Source organism: Niallia sp. HCP3S3_B10, from assembly GCF_052064465.1.
Taxonomy (GTDB): domain Bacteria; phylum Bacillota; class Bacilli; order Bacillales; family Cytobacillaceae; genus Niallia; species Niallia hominis.
In genome coordinates this window covers 1-19,211 of the sequence record NZ_JBQHVO010000020.1, presented here as the reverse complement: position 1 = coordinate 19,211, position 19,211 = coordinate 1, and the positions used below count along the sequence as shown (strand labels likewise).

The window sequence follows — 19,211 nt, the reverse complement described above, 5'->3', positions numbered from 1 at the left end:
AAAGTGAATTTAGGAGGAAAGAACGTTGAAAAGAGCATATAATTTTAATGCAGGTCCAGCTGCTTTACCTGAATGGGTTCTACAAGAGGCAAAGGAGCATTGGCTGAATTTTAATGATACAGGAATGTCTTTAATGGAATTAAGCCATCGCAGCAAAGACTATGAGGCTGTACATAATGAAGCAAAAGAGCTCCTTACGTCTCTACTTTCCATACCAGATAATTATGACATTCTTTTTTTACAAGGAGGAGCAAGTCTTCAATTTACGATGGTACCAATGAACTTGCTTCCGAAAAATAAAACGGCCTATTACGCACTGACTGGCGTATGGTCAGAAAAGGCAATCAAAGAAGCCGCTAAACTTGGCAATACAGCAATTTCAGTATCTAGTAAAGAGGATAACTACACATATATTCCGAATCCTGAACAAATTGAATTGCCAAAGGATGCTGCTTATCTGCATATTACAAGCAACAATACGATTTATGGAACTCAATGGAGCAATTATCCAACAAATTTATCTGTACCTTTAATAGCTGATATGTCCAGTGATATTTTAAGTACACCAATTGATGTATCACAATTTGGCATTATATATGCCGGTGCCCAAAAAAATCTTGGACCTTCTGGCGTAACGGTAGTTATCATTCGAAAAGATTTAATTAAAGAAGATAACACTTTGCCAACTATGTTAAGTTATCATACACATGCTAAGAATAATTCATTATTCAATACCCCTCCTACTTTAGGTATTTATCTTTTATCTCTAGTACTAAAATGGGTGAAACAACAAGGTGGTATCGAAGGAATAGCTAACATAAATAAGGAAAAAGCACAACAATTATATAATGTTATGGATCAAAGTAATGGTTTTTACCGAGGACATGCAGAAGAAAAGAGCCGTTCAAAAATGAACGTAACCTTCACTTTGCCGTCAGAAAAGCTTACAAAGGCCTTCTTACAGGAAGCAAAGGAAGCAGGATTTGTTGGTCTAAACGGTCATCGATCTGTTGGAGGTTGCCGAGCTTCTATATACAATGCTGTTCCACTGGAACATGTTGTCGAACTAGCTAAATTTATGAAGGATTTTCAAAACAATCACCTCTAATAAATACGAAATATCCTTAAAAATAGTAATGATAACTTGATTACGTTATAATAAGGAAAAAGAGCGAGGTGTTAGCAAATGAGCGCAAAATCATTCTTATCAGGATTTTTAATTGGAGGAATTGCAGCTGGAATTACTACCTTACTGACAACTCCTTACTCAGGAAAAGAAGTGAGAAGAGTCTGCAATGATAATGGAAAAGCTTTTCTACAACATATTCAAGAATTAAAAATCGATTTAAATGAAATAAAAGATTCCATTAAAACTGTTACTGTAGAAGGAAAAACAGTTTTAAGCGACTTTATTGAAGACCTTAAACAATCCTTAGATACGTGGAAAGAAGAAATTAAGCCACATCAGGAATTACTTCAACAGGAACTCGATGAATTACAATCAACCATTAATGAGTTAGAAAATGATTTAAAATAGCTTAGTCTTTACATGGCAAAAAATTTTTAAAAAAGTGGAGGTTTTCTAACAAGGAATCCCTCCATTTTTTTATCTATTCAAAATCGCCTTAGTTATGTCACCTTTTCTAACACAACAATGTTAAATCTTTATTCGCATATAATTTTCCTAGTCCTTTTTCTACCAATTATCACATTCCATTTTTTTACTTCTCTTTTTCAACAATTAATTTCTTATTCACTCTCCAAAAAAACTTCTCCCTTCTTTTTTCCTAATCCATAATTTTTTAGACAGGTAATCTCCCCACTTTCATTTTTTTCTATCCTTCCCAAACTTTATTTCCTCAAATATGTCTAAACAAATACATGAATTTTTATTTACTTTTTTACATATCTATTCAATTAAGCGCTTACTTTAAATAAAAATTCTTATTTCTAAAAATTTTGTTAATTTTTATCTTTATTAATTTTTGTTTTATTGGCATAATGTTTATAGATAACAGAAAAGTAGGTGATTGTGGATGAATGAAAGTCAGATTTCAATGAAGGATGCTTTACTCTTTACTCAAAGAATCGGACAACTTAGCAAAGCATTATGGAAGGCAATCGAGAAAGATTGGCAAAGCTGGATTAAACCGTATGATTTGAACATTAATGAGCACCACATACTTTGGATTGCTTACCAGCTAAACGGAGCATCTATTTCAGATGTAGCAAATTTCGGAGTAATGCATGTCTCAACAGCATTTAATTTTTCGAAGAAATTAGAAGAAAGAGGACTACTACAATTCTCGAAAAAAGAAAATGACAAAAGAAATACGTATATTTGCCTTACAGATAAAGGGAAAGAAGTATTTGTTCAAATTATGGAAGATTATAATCCAAATAATAGCTCAGCATTATCCGCCTCCTTGCCAATCAAAAATCTATATGGAAAGTTTCCAGAGCTTCTAGAAATGATGACAATCGTTAAGCATATTTATGGAGACGATTTTATTGAAATTTTCGAAAAATCCTTTTCTAATCTTGACGATATTTTGGAAGAGGATGAAGGACATCTAAAGAAAAAAGATCCAGTATATTCTAAATAGAGAAATAGAAATTGGGGAATAGGACTCTAGGTTTGGGACATTCTTGACCGGTGGTAAAAAAGATAAGAGAGCAGGTTGCTTTCTTATCTTTTTTTCGGAAAATTTAAATAAGTTTTACAAATGTAAGTAAAATACATATAAAGCATGATATTTTTCTGTTTGCAAATAATATTTTTAATAAATGTCATAAATTTGTATTAAGAGCCTATTGATTTTTTACTCTTTTCGTCGTAAAGTATCAAGGTAAGTTTGCTTGATTAAACGCAAGATAAGAAAAAGAAAAAGATATTCTTCCAATTATTAGTTATTCAAGCGAGAATTTATTATTAAAAGTAGCTAAAAATTTCTCCCTATGGAGGGTATTAACATGAACTGTTGGAAGACTGTCAACTTCCATAAAAAATATGGAACGCAGCGCCTATTTATTTTGTCTTCTATGACAACGATTGGTTGTTTTCTTTTCTTATATGTACCAATAACAACCTATTTTGCAAATAACAAACTTTCTGACGATTATTTTTTATTATTTATGACATCTATATTGCTTATATATCCTTTACACAAATTATTGCATTTATTACCAATGATTCATTTAGGGGATAAAATTAAGAAAACATGGAATGTACAATTTTTACCTGTTTTACACATTCAAGTAAAAGAACCAATCGGAAAAATTCAATTTCAATTCGCACTAATTTTTCCTTTTGTCATCATTAGTGGATTATTACTTGTATCTTGCTTCCTTTTCACGAGCTATGTTCATTATTTTTTAATGATTTTCGCTTATCATACAGGTATTTGTGTTCCAGATTTCATTCGGATAAAAAACCTCTGGAAATCACCACGTTCTTGCTATGTAGAAGAAAACGAGGATGGATTTGAGATATTAATAAATAATGTAAGTGAATTATCTTAAATGGATACTATTATTGTTTTACCAAACATATAATGAGATAAAACTAGAACGACTGATTTTCTAGCCTCCTAGAAAGATAGATTGTAAGGAGGCAAAAAATCCTTCTGACGAAGAATCTAAGTTTACTGCCTAAAATAGTTGATAATACTATCTTTTTGTCCTGTTATTTGATAATGTAAATATCATACAATAAATTCTGCTTAAAGGAGGGAATCAATGATGATCTCCATTTTCATTATTTTAGCTATTTTTATTTTATATAATATTAATAGACTAACAAATGCCCTATGTTTACAAAAAGAAATTCCTGAAGAAAAACAACCAAAAGTCTTTCGAACGATAAATGTTCTTATTACCATTCTTTTGATTTCTTCCTATGTAGATATTCTTTTTTAAGATTTTTTTAACTAAACAAACTCTGTCTTATATACGGAGATATGTAGAAAAGAAGCAATGTAATAGCAGTCCAAACAGACTATTACACTTGCTTCTTTTTATATGCCTTCAGATCAACTTATAGCCAAGCTGCTCCGATGATTACTAATAAGATGAATAGTACTACTAATAAAGCAAAGCCTCCACCGTAAACTCCTCCACCAGACATGAAGATTCCTCCTCTCTCTATCGTTCCAGTTGTTCTTTGGCGCATAAATAGGCACTCATCCTAGTAAGATTGCCTTTATACGCTATTATAGCTTACAGCCATGCAGCGCCAACGATAACTAATAAGATAAACAATACAACGATTAAGGCAAAACCTCCGCCGTATACGTTACCCATAGTAACACCTCCTTTAAGGTTGCTACCATTTGTTTAAAAATTACATGGTGTTTCGGTTTTTCTACTTTCTTTTATTTATTGGCTTCCATACAACCATAACCAACTTATTCTAAATTTGTTTTTTATCAATATTCGTCCGTCCCTATTGGATGTTATTGGTCACTTGTTAGCCACAGATCTTATTTTAGATCCTCCATAAAAGAATGAACTAATATTTATAATACTTTGTACTGTATTACCACTCTCACTTCATCTTTTGCCATATAAACCGTAACAACCTTATGAATTTGCTTAACGCGAATTCTTTGAGCTCTTTTTCAAGCTCAATTTATCATATGTATTCGCCCTAAATTCGGAACAGGACATATACCCATTTTTTTATAAGGAATGGAAGGCGCAAAAAAATAGCATCTCAAATAACTTTATGGAAAAGACATAAAAAAACAAAGAATCCAATCTACAAAATTCATTTCCATTAAACGAAGAAACGCTATTTAGGAATGAATCTTATACATTTAATCCTTTGTATCAAAGAAAGTAAAACTTCCCTCAACGGTGATTTTTTCCTATCACACTATTGGTTTGGTTAGTTGAACCAATCGAATTATTTACAGACAGTTTACTGCCATTTACCACTGTAAAAAAAGAGTTAAATAGAAACTTCAAGCAGTTGTTTAATTCTCATACACCCTCACTTCTCCATCTCTACGTTTTTTCTCCTCTTCTAGTCTTTTCATATAAACCTCTCCTTCCCGTTCAATTATTTCATTTTCAATTGCTCTATCCTCTTTTCCAGTTTTAACAGCCATAATCGCACTAATTGCAATTCCTCCCAATACAAAAATAACCCAAAGTGGAATTCCTAGCATTGAAAATTACCCCTTTCTAGTAATTTCTATCTTTTATTTCATCCTATGCTAGAAAAACTAGATTATTCCCTCTTATCGGCTTTTTTGCAAGAAATTACATTACTTGATTAGCAAAAGCAGCATTTATCTTTGGGATGCAAAAAAAAGGATGAGAACTCAGTGAACTCATCCTAGTCTTTTTATTTATGAAATGTTGGTTTGTAAAAGGAACGGTTTTCTAACGGAAAAACTCTTTCCGTAAATTCCCCTGGTTTCACTCGATCTAATACTCGATCCAGCATATTCATTTTTGCATCTAAGTTATCAATATAGTGTAAGATTTCCGCTTCTTTAATTAACGGAGCTTTTGGACTTCCCCATTCAGGCTTTCCGTGATGGCTGATTATCTATATATATAAAGTGAGAAAAATATTAAATATATAGTAGTTTCAATACTTCTCTTGCATTTTTCTCATATATAGTGAGAAAAAGTAAAGATTTATAGAGCCTACCTCTATTCAGGTGTAAGCAATTCTCTACCTTTGGCAATTTTCATTCCGCAACATCCTGTTTCTGTAAATTTTTAATTTATTTGTTCAATTATATATCAGTAGAGTCGCAACATAGGAGCGCGAGCAACTTCAAAAAATGTTAGAGGATCTACAGGAAGGTGACATTATTTTTGTTACTGACTCAACCCGAATCAATCGGAGTACACAGTACTTATTTGAATTGATTGATTTAATTCGAAGGAAAAAGGATAGCTTAAAATCACTCAAGGATACATGGCTAGAATCTTAATAAGCAAAAACTGTGGCATCTCTTTCAAGCGGTCACACCAATCATAAGTTTCCTCCCGTACAATCTTTACTTTAAAACAAAAGGTCCTTTTTCTATGGAAGAATGTATTTATAACTATCTAAAGTCAGAGTCTAAAAATTAGTGGGATAACTTAGATGAATATTACAGTGGAAAAATGGTATCAGTTGGAGGCTGAAGCGATAACTTTACTTCACTAACGGATGCGTTCATTTTCAGATGGAGATGGAGCAAAAAAAGTACAAGTACTATATTAAGATAACGAGACCTTATCTACAACAAGGATTGAATCCCTAATCGTTTTAAAAGACACGACTATTGAAGATAAGCAAGTAATATAAGCTTGTAACAATGATTCTTTGAAATCTTCGATACAAGCTTAATAATCGATAACAAATTATTTATTAATACATATCAATTCGTATGCTGCTTTACCATCTATAAACGCTTTCGCATGTATTAGCTTGGGGTTCATAATAACAATGTTGTTTATATTGACCTGCTAATGGTTGAGCGTACCAAGTAGGTGGGCATTTACCATATGGATTGAAATACCAAAGAGCATATTTAGAAGGATGCTCTCTCCAATAATCTAATGCTTTTCGTGCTAATCTTTTTTCGACATCTCTTGCACCTTGATAAAAAACATTCCCTTTTTGTACTGCTTCAAAAGAATAATTTCCTCCTTGTACTTGAAAAATCACGTCCCTTATTGACCTTAAATTTAAAAAATCTAAACAATCTGCTTTTAGTCGGTTTACAATGACATTACCAACCATAAGCATCCCTAGTCGTCCTTCTCCTTCAGCTTCTGCTCTCATCATCCTTGCCATCAATGCAACATCACTTTCGGTATATTTTACTCGTGGCACTTTTATCACTCCCTATATCTAATTATATGAACGTTGTTCATCAGAAATACCTTGTTGAAGTTTACTAATGAGCGAGTTAAAATGAATTGTGAAAAAATCAGGAAAATAATACATAAGCTAATAATTTCATGAGAAATGAAGAGAATATGAATGATAAATGAAGGAGGAATGTAACTATGGCATTAACACCTTATGACCCATTTAGACAATTAGTAAATATAAGAAGAGATTTTGACCGTATCTTTTCTGACCTACCGTTTGATTTTAGTGGGGACAAAGAGCACTTTGGAAGTATTAAGGTAGATGTGCATGAAAGTGAAAATGAAGTTGTTGCAACTTGTGATATACCGGGACTTGAGAAAAAAGAAGACGTAAACATTGATATTGAAAATAATGTATTATCGATTAGCGGTTCTATAAACAAAACAAATGAAACAAAAGAAAAAAATATGTATAGAAAAGAACGTTACACAGGTAGTTTTCACCGAGCTATAACACTTCCGAGTCTTGTATCTACCGAGGGAGTATCAGCAACCTATAAAAATGGTGTATTAGAAGTAAAAATGTTAAAGACTACACCAAATAATAAAAAGAAAATTGATGTGGAATTTCATTAAAATGAGCAAATTATATGAAGTTATGAAAGAATTTGATAAGGATTATTTGCAGGAGATATCTAATATGCAACCAGAATTAGTGGATTTGCTTATATTAACTTGTCATTCTTCAAATAATAAGAAGAAAGCTATATTAGATGAACTTGCTCATAACATTAAGTCATCATATATTAAAAACAATATTAACTAATCTTCCGATTAGAACTATCTAAACAAGGGGGTGTCGAATTTGGCATCCCTATTGTTGTAACAAAGTTAAGAGGTAAAAAAAATGCCCTTACTGTATTTTCTTTATTTTTTGTGAGTTTTCACCTAAAGATACATAAGAAACTATGTATAGATTGTTGTAAGAACCAAATCTATTATACTAGAGTAATACAGGGTATTTATTTTGAATAAATTCAAACTTCGTTCAATTAATTACCTCGGTAGATAGTATTTAACATAAGGATAACTTATCCCCCCCATTCCTTGCTTATTATTGCATAGAGGTAATTTCTTTTTCTACTTCTTCTTGAATTACATTGTTGAAAATAAGTATGCAAATAAATGTACTTTAACTAAACTGTTTTAATTCAATAACTACATATAGAAAGCTCAAAAATACATTATTTTACTTATTAAAATGGATTATTGTCTCTTTGTTACTTATCTTTGCCTTATAAAATCAGAAAATGATTAACAGATGTCTTGTTATTAGAGGATGCAATTCACTATAAAATGTGAATGATAACTTCCAGTAATGTGTTTCAGTTATTATAGCAGAAATTGTGTCATTCTACTTGATGTTCACAATTGGCTAAAAGAATGAACCATGCGTTAAACTTCATTGAAAATAAAGAAATAGACTACAAAGAAACTGCAAAAGTAGCTAAATTTTCCGAGTTTCACTTTTCAAGAATGTTCTCTTCAATCTCAGGTGTATCGCTCTCAAAATATATTAGACGTAGACGGTTAACACTCGCAGCATTTGAAATTCAAAAAAGTGAAATTCGGATCATCGATGTGGCAGTTAAATATGGTTATGTTTCTTCTGATACTTTCTCACGTGCTTTTCAAAAAATGCATGGAGTAACCCCTTCCAATGCTCATAATAGAGGGGTACAGTTAAAAGCCTTTCCCAGAATATCCTTTCAAATTACTATTAAAGGAGATACCGAGATGGATTACAGAATTGAAAACCTTGATTTTGAATTAAGAATTGTAGGAAAAAGTAAGCCAGTAAAAACAAGCAGAGCATTTAAAACAATCCCTACGCTTTGGAACACCGCGAAAAAAGATGGATTTATGCAAGAACTAGTAGCTATGTCATGGAAAAATCCAAAATGCACGCTTGAAAGCCTTCTGGGGGTTTGCGGAAAAGAAGCCGCCATAACAGATGAAGAATTTTCCTATTTCATGGGCGTAAGATACGATGGGGAATCCCCTGAAAATATGGAGACGCTTATTATACCCGCAAGTACATGGGCAGTATTTCCGAACATAGTAGATGCATGGAAACGTTTATATACCGAGTGGGTTCCTAACTCCGAGTATGAACTTGCAAATTTACCTTGTATAGAATGTTATTACGGTCCGAAGCATAAACCAAGACACGAACTCTGGGTCCCTGTTATCCCGAAGTAAATTCATATTCAGTAATAGAATGTGTTTATGGGACTCTGCAGACGAAACGCAAATATTATACGCTATCAGAAATATAATTAAAAAGTCAATTCCATACTGAAGTGACCCCATAAAGTTAGACAGGTTATTTCGTTAGGCGGCTTGCAGGGCATGAACTCGGTATTGTACCGGGCTCATGCCTTTTAATTTTGCCTTGATTCGTTTGTGATTATAGTAATTTATATATTTTTGTAGTTCTTTCTTAAAGTGTTCTATACTTTCAAATTCTTTTCGATAAAGAAATTCTGATTTCATGATGCCAAAGAAGTTTTCTATAACTGCGTTATCGTAACAGTTCCCTTTGCGAGACATACTTTGTGTAACACCCCGTTCACTAAGAGAATGACGATATTGCTTCATTTGGTAGTGCCAGCCTTGATCCGAATGAATGAGGAGGGTATCATCGTCTCTTAAACGTTCAAAAGCCTGATCTAACATTGTAGAAACAAGAGAGTAGGTCGGTCTTGAGCCGATGGTATAGGTAATGATCTCCCCGTTAAATAAGTCTAAAATAGGTGACAAATATAACTTTTCTCCAAATAACTTAAACTCTGTTATATCCGTAACCCATTTTTGATTTGGTTTTTCAGCTTTAAAATTGCGATCTAAAATATTGGGTGCAATTTTTCCAACCGTTCCTTTATAAGATTTATATTTTTTCATCCGAACCTGACATTTTATCCCTAATTCTTTCATGATACGCTGTACTTTCTTATGGTTGACCTTATGTCCGCGATTTCTAAGTTCATCACGAATACGGCGATATCCATAACAGCTATCATTTTCCTCAAAAATCGTTTGAATCAATACTTTCAGCTCTGCATCAGGATCGGGACGACTGAAGTTTTTCACCCAATAATAATATGTGCTGCGTGGAATGCTTGCGAGCTTTATAAGTGCTTTCACCGGAAATTCATGCCTTAATTCATAGACTACTTGCGCTTTGTCTTGTTTGGTGATTTTCCCTTGTTTTGAACTAAGGCATTCAACTTTTTTAAATACGCATTTTCCATACGTAGATGTTCTAATTCCTTCTGAAGTGCTTCCATTGATCCTTCAGTCTGTTCTTGTTTTTTCGGTAATTCTTGATTGTCATTCTTCAAAGATAGTCGCCCCTTTTTCTTTGGTTGTAGGGCATCATATCCTTTTGTTTCATAAGCAACTTTCCATTTTCGAACCGTTTCATAAGATGGAATATTAAAAATCGCTGCTGTATCCCTGATAGACGTCCCTTGTTCGTTCATATAATTGAGTACATCTAGTTTAAACTTTGCGGGATAGGATGTATAGCGCTTTTCAAAAGCATCTTCACCAAAGTACTCATATTGTTTAATCCACTGGTGAAGAATACTCGGATGAACACCTATAAATTCAGCAACTGATTTTCCTCCTTCATTTCCATTTAAATATTGTTTTACTGCCTGTATTTTTTCTTCTGGAGAAAACTTTGCCATAAAAAAACTGCACCTCCAATTGTTAGTTGTGTCTAACAATTGGGGTGCAGTTCATACATTAAGAATTGACTTTTGTGAAATTTGGCTAAATCACTCTAATAATGACTTTCTTGGTATTTCAATTTTCCTGAGTTCACTAACTTAACTTGAATGTTGATATGCTCGATACTATCCTTATTTAAAAAAAATGGCTTTTCTTTTATCTCTTGATTCCATCTCTGAGGGTTCTCCCGATATAATATTTCACCTAACCTATAAACATCTGAATTTATCTCCACTCCTTTTTCAAAAGTCTTTAAAATCTCATCTCTTATTATTTTTTTAGTGTTAGCAACTAACTTGTTTTCACTAATTTCTTTTAACTTTTCGTTTATTCCGGCTTGTAAGGATACGTTAATTTTATATCTCACTTGTTCGTTAGTAATAACTGGAGTTATCCTCACCTTTGGTTTTTCTAATACTATAGAAACAACCGGTTGATCATCTTCAACTATCCACAAAGGAGATCGAACAGTTTTTTCATCTATCCATCTTAGACCGTTTAAATCAGATTCAGAAAGCCATCCTTGTAGATGGTTATTTCTTATAAAGACAGCGCCGTCATTTCTTAACAATGGTGCTTTTTTATCTTCCTCTTTCCAATTTTCAGTGGATATTTTTATTGAAGGAATGAAAGCTGTTTGTCCAACAGGATTGCTATCTCGAATAAATTGGAAAAATTGAATGGGTTGTATGTAGGATCTTTGCTTATAACTTTCATTTGGTTCGTGAAGAATCGTCGAGAGTCCAGATAAAGTGAAAAATGATTTTGTTTTAAGTACGTCTTCAATGGATTCATTTGTAGCATAAAATTGGATATTATAACGTATTTCTCTATATCGATTTATAAAATCAATAGAGGATTTGATATCTTGCTCAAGTAATGTATTACTCAAAATCAATGTAGACACATGTCCCCAAAAAAGTCTTTGTTGTGCATCCTTGTATAATTGATTTAACGCTTCTGTCATCGTAATTCCCTCACCTCTCCCAATCCAAATCGGTGGTTGTTTATCAGGTCTAGCACCTTCTAGTTTAGCCACATTAGAAAAGTCCAGTAATTGAACATAAGCTATATATTTTTCATCTTTATAGTCAATTCCAAGTGCTGCAACATAGTAAATATCTTGTATTTCTTTGATATTCCAACATCCCGATAATACCAGACTAAAGAGAGTTAGTATGCTAATTAAAAAGAACCTACGTAGTTTCAGGATTGTCACTCCCCTTCATCCGTCTTTGTACTATCCCGCGTACGAACATAACTAACACGTTCTCTATAACTTTTCCATGGTAACCGAAATAGCGCCTTGAAAAGATCTGAACTAGACTTCGGAAATACTAAAGCTAAGTAAGGGATTCCGAAAGAACGTAACCTTGCCATATAAATGACAATCATAAATCCTCCCAACATAAAACCGTATAAACCCATAAAAATCGAGCAAACAAGAACAAATCCTCTAAGAATGGATATTGAACTTGCTAATATTTGGTTCACTAGTGTAAACCCTGAGATGGCAGAAAGAGCCGTAATAACGATGACCGAAGGAGAAATCAAACCCGACCGAATTGCAGCGTCTCCAATAATGAGTCCCCCAACGACGGAGAGAGTTTGTCCAAGAGGGGAAGGTAATCTTTGACCAGCTTCACGGAACATTTCAAACAGGAATAAAACGATCATAAGTTCTAATGGTGCAGGAAATGGCAACCCCGATCTTGCAACAGTTATAGTCGCAAGAAGAGGAAAAGGGATTTGATCTTGATGGTATGCAAGCAATGCCATCCAAAACCCGGGTAAGTAGACAGCTAAAAGAAATCCCGCCCATCTATAAAATCGAGCTAATGACATGGGTAAATAATTAAAATGTGAATCCTCTGCTGCTTTAATCAAAAAAGTAATGGTTACAGGAGCAATAATGACTAATGGTGAGCCATCTACTACTATGATTATTCTACCTTGTAATAAACATTCAACTGCAAAGTCAGGTCTGGATGTATCAGCAGAAAGTGGGAAAATAGAAAGTGATTGTTTGGAAACCATCTCCTGCAATTGAGTTGAACTAATAATTCCATCAATCTCAACATTAGATAATCGTTCCCGAATAGTATCTAGCATCTCCGTATTAACCACATCTTCTAGATATAATAATCCCACCTTAGTTTGAGTTCTTGTTCCTATCGTATAAGTTTGATAAGATAGCGTTGGCGACCTTAGTCTTTTTCGAATTAGTGCAATATTTGTTGAGATATCCTCTGTGAAATTATCTCTTGGGCCACGAACAGATACCTCGTAATTGGATTGTTCAGTTGAACGGTTTGGTTTATTGGATGCACTAACAGAAAAAAAAGCGCTAAATTCCGGAAAATAAATGACTAAATTACCATCGAAGATCTCTAAAGAGATGGAATTTAACCCTGTTTCCACCTTTAAAGGTGTCCATTCTAGTTCATCTTGATTCCATTCCACGCAATCTTTGAATATTTTATAGTCATTTTTTGTTGTCATTTTTTTTAGTTGTGGAATAATGATTTGATTTATTTGTTTTTTATCAACCAAATTCTCACAATAGATAAATATGGTATCTATTTCTTGTTGTTCATCAGTAAATTTATGTAGTACAACTTTAACATCCTCACTTTTTTGATAAGTTGAACGAATTTTCTCTTCATTTACTTCATCAGTATTCTGAAAGGTAGTATGATAAGAGTTCAGTTCCTTTTGTTTTTTATATTTATTATATTTCAAGAATTATCTCCCCTTTTCCCCTTTTAAAAATGCTAATAACCCAATGCTAAAAGAAAAGATAAGTAAAAATAGAAGCGATAAATAAAAATATATATTTTGCAAAAAGCGAACAAATTGCATATCACTTATAGGTAGAAGAACCATCAACGATGTAATTAATGAGCTAAATCCTATTAATAAATGTCTATTCTTATCGTTCTCAAATGGAAAGAGCTGTCCAATTATAAACAAACCTAAACTTATTCTTATAAATCCACCTGATAGCCATTGGTAAATAGAAAAAAAATCTACATGTTCAATATATTTACCAATTTTTAATAATCGCCATTCCTCGTATGCCGGATACCTCTGATTAGCAGCCTCTTCTGGACCAAAAATAGCAATCGAACCTAATAAGGGACCTAGGGTTAACCCTATCAAGATAATTCCGAGGAAAAGTAAACTTCGAACCTTAATGTTGGGTTTTAATTTGTGTTGTAAGAAAAGTATAAGTGCAACTTCCATTAGAGAACCTGAACTATAGATCATGCCTTTCAAAACAGGATTCAAACCATGTTCTAATATAGGAAATATTTGAGCGTAATCCTTATGAGGAATATTTAGGCTCATGACAAAAAAACCTAAAGCAACAACAAAAACAAACAAAAAACCTGAAATAATAGATAGGGTGGCAAAGCTAGATGTCGCAGCAAAAAAACAAATGATTAGAAAAACTATGGCTAAGATGAAAGTTGGACTTTGAGGGAAATAGGAAGTAACTGTCCAAACAATCATATCCTTTAAGGTAACTCCAATTAATAAAAGGATAAAAACATAGGCAACCGAAGAAAGACCCCAAGCAACAACTTTACCAACTCGGTCCTTCATCCAAGTAAATAAATGGGAGTAATTTGTTTTTTTAATAATTACTCGTAGAAAAACAAGCCACCCCAAAAATAAAACTCCTGAAATTAGTACAGATATCCAAGAATCCCTCTTTGCTGTGCTTAGTAACATGGGTATCACCATTACATGGTTCATTAATCCTATACTCATCATAGAGAGAACAAATATAGTAGAAAAACTTGCTTTATTTTGATCCATTTTCAACCCTCTTACTCCATTATTTTTTTAACTATCCATCTCGTTTTTCCTTTTTGTTATCATATTTTATATAATTACCTAATATTTGATTTATATTCACAAAAACAACTAAATAAAGTGTTGTGAAACAGCCACAGAAAATAATAGAAACCTTTAAAAATTCAAAGTATAACCAAAATCAAATTACTAGGTAGGAACAATCGCGTTCTTAACTACTTACGTAAACATACCCCAAAATTGTTAGATGCCTTAGAAATCACTTCTATATAAAATCAGGAGAGTCATTGCTTCACGCTATTGTGACCATTAAAGAGATGAACAAAAAATAATAAACGAAGAATTCCAGAAGGCGCACCTTTGAACTTTCTCTCAAATCGCTGGCAAAAGCACGTTTATGATGATGGGAATATAAATCGCCAATTATGCGTTGTCTGTTCTTACCAAGTTAAGAAATCTTGTACGCTCAGGTAACGTTTTTCTCCCGCACATATCACCATTGGATCGGATCGGAACGTACTTTCTAGGAGAATATTTATTTATATCTAGATTTTAAATCCATCCCTACATCCACTTAGGATATAAAAAAATGCCTTAGCCTATAATATCAGCATTTTGTCGGCTGTACCTCTTTATGGGGTAAAAAAAAAAAGAGCCGAATTTCTCAGTTTAGGGATTGGGAAATCAGGCTTTTTATATTGGAAATTCCTTATCGTTGTAAATCCGCATTTTCCTGATGCACAACGATTATAGGAATTGGATATACCCTTATTTGTATAGTGGAAGTAGTTTCAAATCTTCAAGCTTGATTTTCAACGGAAGGTAGTACATTAATCAAATTTTACTTACTTAATCAAACATTTAAGTTAAAATGATATAGAAAATGATAAATAAAAAAACTTTTACACTTTAGTGTGTAAAGTTTAGGAGTGATAATCAATGAATGACATAAAATTTTATTTCTATGATTTTATCCCAGTTAAATTTGAGTTAACTGAAGATGATAGAGAACAGGTCCTAAAAGAATTTCCAACTCCTATTCTCCCTACTGGTGAAGAAATTTTCAACATAAATGAATTTGAAAAAGGAATCAATGTTAAATTACGATTACTTCTTAATGACTTTAATATCGAATCAACCAAAACTAACAAACAATATTTAAAAATAAGATTTAGTAATAATTTTGGTTCGATAAATGCAAAATTATGGGACAACCAAAATGCCGTTGAAAATACTATCCCTTTACTTGAAGAATTCTCTATTTTCGATGTTGAGGCTAGAATAGAAGATTATCGGGGGCATAAATCACTTACTATAAATAAAATGAAACCATGTGAAGAAGATATTAATCCCTTCACTTTTCTAGCTTACACTAAGCAAAATATTGAAGATTTTACTGTAGAACTTTTCTCATATATAAATGAATTGGAACAACCTTTTAAGGACATATCCTTAGCTGCAATGAAACGTTTTTGGGACCAATTTTCTATTAGGCCAGCAGCAAAAGGATTTCATCATAATTATTTAGGTGGCTTATTAAAACATACAGTAGGTTTAATGAGGTTCGCAAGATTCATATTAAAACAAGAAGATAACCATTATCAAGCAATTATAAAGCTAATAAACGTAGTTGAAAAAGCACATAAGAAGGATATTTGGAATCAACTTCAATCGGAGTCTATAAATCCTCAGCACATTGTATGGAAAGATACTATTGATCATCTTTATACAATGTTATATGGCGCAATGCAACATAGAAGTTCAGCTCCTAATTATGATTTAGTTTTTACAAGCATTTTATTTCATGATATTGGAAAATTACTAGAATATGATCATGCTGGCAAAAAGTTTGAGGAATTTAAATTCTTATTCCCAACGGCTGATCATTCTAATATTGAGAATAGGAAACAAACTGGAATAATCATGGATGAGTTAGGAGTAATGATAGGACATATCCCATATGGTGTACTTATCCTCTCGAAAATAATAGAAACAGAAAATATAAGGATTTCTTTAGAAGACATACACCATATTTCCCACTGTATTTTATGTCATCACGGTCTTCCAGAATGGGGGGCATGTGTACGGAATCCACAAACAATTGAGGGTTACATTATTCATATAGTTGACTTTTTAGATAGCAGATATGAAAATACGGAAGAATTGAAATAACCCAAAAGCCCAGCTAGGCACTTTATATATCTGCATAGCTGGGCTTTTTTTATAAGTCATTCCACAAATCCAAACTAGAAGACTCTTTTTTACGCTTCTTTATATCAATAATTTTTGTTTCTTTATATATTTTTTCGCCAGTTTCAAGATCAAAAAATTCAAATGCTTCATGGTTAAATAAATTTTCTAATGCTCTATTAACAGGCTTTGTTGAATTTTTTGTAGTAGTGAGTAAGTTTATTAGATTTTTTTCTTTCCTATCCTTACCATAATAAAAGAGTTTATAAATAGTAGATTGAGCTAGTTTATTTAAATCTTCTAGTTCTTTAATTTTTTTCTTTTGATCAATTATTTTGTTGTTTAACTCCTTTATTTTCTTTTCACTTTTCTTTTCTTTTTTTAATAATAATTTTAATTCCTTTTCATAAGGCTCCAACGTCTTATATAGTTTAGATGGGTCTTTAATTAGTTTTTCGATTGAATCCTTTATACTTGGAAGTTTAATTTCCGGATTCTCATTTTCTATAAGTATTGGAGTATTTACAGCTTCATTGTATCTTTCAATATAATGAAATCCTTCATAGGCTGCTTTTCTCCAATAGTATTCAGGAATGGATTTATCTAACCAACTAAGTTCGCCTTTTTCGAATAATTCTGTCACAAATTCAGCAAATGGTCTTTTGTTAATGATTTTGACCTTATTTTCTTCTACATATCTGTCAAGTAATTCGTCGATTTTGTCTTTTGGATACTTGTTTGCCATTCAATGTTCACCCCTGTCTGTTCATAGATATGATCAACACAAGCCCCGATACTTTCTAATAAATCTTTTAATTCCTTTGATTTTGTGTATAACACTTTTTTTAGTTTTATATCCAATTTCAGCTGCTCATTTTTATTACTATGAATTTGGTCATAGATATGTCCCAACGAATTATAAACCTTAATTGCTTTGTTCTCCGTAGAATCCATCCACTTAATAATCTCATTATATTTTGTCTTAAATTCATCAAATTCTATTTTCCAATATTCATCACATATAAAACAGTGACGTTTACAACGTTTTATACTCGCTGAACACCAACCTATTTCTAATTTATCCCACTTATCTCGGTCAGGCTCAGCGTTTTTTAATACAAAACGTCTTCTAAATTCATCATTTATTTTTGAACTAATTATTGGTTCATTTATTGTTTTAAAAAAACTTGTTTTAAAGTATTGGCAATCCATGTCAAATAATCTCAATAGTTGAATAGTTGAAGAATCAGTTTCAAATTCCCTATGCTTAAAATAATGGGTTTGTGAGCTGAGAGATAAATGACCACCTAGACGAGCTATTTCTACCGGATGAAGGCCTTGAAGCTTCAAAAACATAAATGCTAAATGTCTTGTATCATTAGGTCGTAATCGCCTCTCAATATCGAAATAATTTCCTTCTTCACGACTTTTTGAAATTGTTTCAAGATTGTCATTCCCGACATCTCGAACAGAAAAATTATATGGTGGATTTTTAATAATGAATTCATAAAAATCGTATAACAATTTTCTAAAAGTTTCATGATCAATTATTCTATCATTACGTTTCTTGACAAAACTATTAATTTTATTCTCTATAACATTTTCTCTAAGTTTTCTAATTACCATATAAGATATTAATGAATCCGACTCTCCGTATTTATTTGATTCAATAATATAGGAATCTATGAAATTGTAAAAACTCTTATCAATCTCAATTTTATCAATAACTTGAATTCTTTTTTTGTTGTTTTTCTCCTTAGATCTAGGTAGCTCTAGATAATATCGAACTTTATTATCCGTTTCTTTTACTTTAAGAGAATCCCTTCGTATTTTAAGAAATTCACCGATTCTCATTGGGATTTTGGTAGTTAGTATCCACCAAATCCTTATTGGAGTAAAATATAAATATCGCCAATCTGATGAAGGAGTATTATCAAAAAAATTATTTAAGGCGAATAGGAACATTAAGCAATCTCTGCTTGATGGAATTTCCCTCGGTTCTATTTCGAGTTTTTCATGAAGCTCACTGGCTAGCTGTATATATTCTTCCGTTGAATCCAATTCATCATAAAAATCTAAAAAATTCAATAAAGACTTTATCATTTCATGTTTTATCGATTTCGTCGCTTCGGATAATAAATATTCTTCTAAATCACTAACTTTTGACTTAGCTAAAGTTGAAGTAATATTTAAAACATCCACTAAATACTTGAAATATGCCGCAATAGTATTACCTGCATAATCCAATAAGAAATTCGATACCCAACATTTTAATACATCTAACATCATTGTATTTTTACATTCTATATATTTTCTGAAATCTATAGTGAGTATAGTATCACTATTTTCACTATAGACATACCATACAATATCTTGTATGAGTAAAATGTTTGTGGGAGAATAAATATCCTTTTTGTCTAGTTGGGGGACGAGTCCCCCAACTAGACAAAAAGGTCACCAAGCGAAAGCGCGGTAGCTGGAAAAAATGAAGCATTAAAAAAGAGAGCTTCCTTTTGTAAAGTAGAATTTGACTAGAAAACTACGAAAAGGAGAGGCTCTCATGAATCAATGTAACACAA

Annotated in this window: 18 protein-coding genes and 3 pseudogenes; 10 read left to right on the top strand and 11 right to left on the bottom strand. The window is 32.3% G+C overall.

Annotated elements, in window-relative coordinates:
- Positions 1–25 precede the first annotated feature (25 nt).
- The 5 genes from serC (at position 26) to ACTNDN_RS10775 (ending at position 3,918) form a co-directional block, all read left to right on the top strand.
- On the top strand, positions 26–1,108 hold the full coding sequence (gene serC / locus ACTNDN_RS10795) for a 3-phosphoserine/phosphohydroxythreonine transaminase (RefSeq protein WP_031536665.1): 1,083 nt from the start codon (positions 26–28) through the stop codon (positions 1,106–1,108).
- A gap of 78 nt (positions 1,109–1,186) precedes the next feature.
- On the top strand, positions 1,187–1,537 hold the full coding sequence (locus tag ACTNDN_RS10790) for a YtxH domain-containing protein (protein WP_031536666.1): 351 nt from the start codon (positions 1,187–1,189) through the stop codon (positions 1,535–1,537).
- Positions 1,538–2,036: 499 nt separating this feature from the next.
- Positions 2,037–2,606, top strand: a complete 570-nt coding sequence (locus tag ACTNDN_RS10785; protein WP_031536667.1) for an HTH-type transcriptional regulator Hpr — start codon at positions 2,037–2,039, stop codon at positions 2,604–2,606.
- A 367-nt stretch (positions 2,607–2,973) separates the two neighbouring features.
- Positions 2,974–3,522 (top strand): DUF3267 domain-containing protein, encoded by a 549-nt coding sequence (locus ACTNDN_RS10780; protein WP_031536668.1) that lies wholly within the window; start codon positions 2,974–2,976, stop codon positions 3,520–3,522.
- Positions 3,523–3,738: 216 nt separating this feature from the next.
- Positions 3,739–3,918 carry a hypothetical protein gene (locus ACTNDN_RS10775; protein WP_035416273.1) on the top strand — a complete coding sequence of 60 codons (180 nt, stop codon included), beginning with the start codon at positions 3,739–3,741 and terminating at the stop codon, positions 3,916–3,918.
- Positions 3,919–4,036: 118 nt separating this feature from the next.
- Here the strand turns inward: ACTNDN_RS10775 and ACTNDN_RS10770 are convergent, their stop codons facing one another.
- The 4 genes and pseudogenes from ACTNDN_RS10770 to ACTNDN_RS10755 form a co-directional block, all read right to left on the bottom strand.
- Positions 4,037–4,126, bottom strand: a complete 90-nt coding sequence (locus ACTNDN_RS10770; RefSeq protein WP_035416274.1) for a YjcZ family sporulation protein — start codon at positions 4,124–4,126, stop codon at positions 4,037–4,039.
- Between the two features lie 92 nt (positions 4,127–4,218).
- Complete coding sequence (locus ACTNDN_RS10765; protein ID WP_035416275.1) at positions 4,219–4,302, bottom strand: YjcZ family sporulation protein; 84 nt, start codon at positions 4,300–4,302, stop codon at positions 4,219–4,221.
- 674 nt (positions 4,303–4,976) lie between these two features.
- The gene (locus ACTNDN_RS10760; protein ID WP_031536670.1) at positions 4,977–5,171 is read right to left on the bottom strand and encodes a sporulation YhaL family protein; all 195 of its coding nucleotides are present in this window, start codon (positions 5,169–5,171) and stop codon (positions 4,977–4,979) included.
- Positions 5,172–5,350: 179 nt separating this feature from the next.
- A pseudogene (locus ACTNDN_RS10755) lies at positions 5,351–5,557 on the bottom strand (3'-5' exonuclease); the annotation flags it as partial.
- A gap of 220 nt (positions 5,558–5,777) precedes the next feature.
- Between ACTNDN_RS10755 and ACTNDN_RS10750 the strand changes: the two are divergent.
- Positions 5,778–5,945, top strand: a pseudogene (locus ACTNDN_RS10750) (recombinase family protein); the annotation flags it as partial.
- A 455-nt stretch (positions 5,946–6,400) separates the two neighbouring features.
- Here ACTNDN_RS10750 and ACTNDN_RS10745 read toward each other — a convergent pair.
- Positions 6,401–6,841, bottom strand: a complete 441-nt coding sequence (locus tag ACTNDN_RS10745) for a cell wall hydrolase (protein WP_031536671.1) — start codon at positions 6,839–6,841, stop codon at positions 6,401–6,403.
- A gap of 176 nt (positions 6,842–7,017) precedes the next feature.
- On the opposite strand from ACTNDN_RS10745, the gene ACTNDN_RS10740 reads away from it, so the two are divergent.
- Together ACTNDN_RS10740 and ACTNDN_RS10735 are read left to right on the top strand one after the other, a co-directional pair.
- Positions 7,018–7,458: an Hsp20/alpha crystallin family protein gene (locus ACTNDN_RS10740; protein WP_031536672.1), complete on the top strand. Its 441-nt coding sequence runs from the start codon at positions 7,018–7,020 to the stop codon at positions 7,456–7,458.
- An 807-nt stretch (positions 7,459–8,265) separates the two neighbouring features.
- Positions 8,266–9,084, top strand: a complete 819-nt coding sequence (locus tag ACTNDN_RS10735; protein WP_031536676.1) for an AraC family transcriptional regulator — start codon at positions 8,266–8,268, stop codon at positions 9,082–9,084.
- A 132-nt stretch (positions 9,085–9,216) separates the two neighbouring features.
- On the opposite strand, the gene ACTNDN_RS10730 is transcribed toward ACTNDN_RS10735, so the two are convergent.
- The 4 genes from ACTNDN_RS10730 to ACTNDN_RS10715 form a co-directional block, all read right to left on the bottom strand.
- Positions 9,217–10,577, bottom strand: a protein-coding gene (locus ACTNDN_RS10730) for an IS3 family transposase (RefSeq protein ID WP_109768643.1) whose coding sequence is annotated in 2 segments (ribosomal slippage) — positions 9,217–10,121 and positions 10,121–10,577 — 1,362 coding nt in all. Because the reading frame shifts where the segments join, the coding sequence is not laid out codon by codon here.
- A gap of 95 nt (positions 10,578–10,672) precedes the next feature.
- Positions 10,673–11,839 (bottom strand): Ger(x)C family spore germination protein, encoded by a 1,167-nt coding sequence (locus ACTNDN_RS10725; RefSeq protein ID WP_081836587.1) that lies wholly within the window; start codon positions 11,837–11,839, stop codon positions 10,673–10,675.
- The gene (locus ACTNDN_RS10720) at positions 11,836–13,362 is read right to left on the bottom strand and encodes a spore germination protein (protein ID WP_251628979.1); all 1,527 of its coding nucleotides are present in this window, start codon (positions 13,360–13,362) and stop codon (positions 11,836–11,838) included. The genes ACTNDN_RS10725 and ACTNDN_RS10720 overlap by 4 nt, the downstream gene beginning before the upstream one ends.
- A 3-nt stretch (positions 13,363–13,365) precedes the next feature.
- Positions 13,366–14,445, bottom strand: a complete 1,080-nt coding sequence (locus tag ACTNDN_RS10715) for an endospore germination permease (RefSeq protein WP_251628981.1) — start codon at positions 14,443–14,445, stop codon at positions 13,366–13,368.
- A gap of 216 nt (positions 14,446–14,661) precedes the next feature.
- On the opposite strand from ACTNDN_RS10715, the pseudogene ACTNDN_RS10710 reads away from it, so the two are divergent.
- Both ACTNDN_RS10710 and ACTNDN_RS10705 read left to right on the top strand, forming a co-directional pair.
- A pseudogene (locus tag ACTNDN_RS10710) lies at positions 14,662–14,920 on the top strand (hypothetical protein); the annotation flags it as partial.
- A 461-nt stretch (positions 14,921–15,381) separates the two neighbouring features.
- Positions 15,382–16,614 (top strand): HD domain-containing protein, encoded by a 1,233-nt coding sequence (locus tag ACTNDN_RS10705; RefSeq protein WP_048717159.1) that lies wholly within the window; start codon positions 15,382–15,384, stop codon positions 16,612–16,614.
- A gap of 49 nt (positions 16,615–16,663) precedes the next feature.
- Here the strand turns inward: ACTNDN_RS10705 and ACTNDN_RS10700 are convergent, their stop codons facing one another.
- Together ACTNDN_RS10700 and ACTNDN_RS10695 are read right to left on the bottom strand one after the other, a co-directional pair.
- Entirely contained in the window at positions 16,664–17,377 is a 714-nt protein-coding gene (locus ACTNDN_RS10700) for a hypothetical protein (RefSeq protein WP_031540262.1), read from the bottom strand.
- The gene (locus tag ACTNDN_RS10695; protein ID WP_031540261.1) at positions 17,323–18,921 is read right to left on the bottom strand and encodes a site-specific integrase; all 1,599 of its coding nucleotides are present in this window, start codon (positions 18,919–18,921) and stop codon (positions 17,323–17,325) included. The genes ACTNDN_RS10700 and ACTNDN_RS10695 overlap by 55 nt, the downstream gene beginning before the upstream one ends.
- Positions 18,922–19,211: the final 290 nt, after the last annotated feature.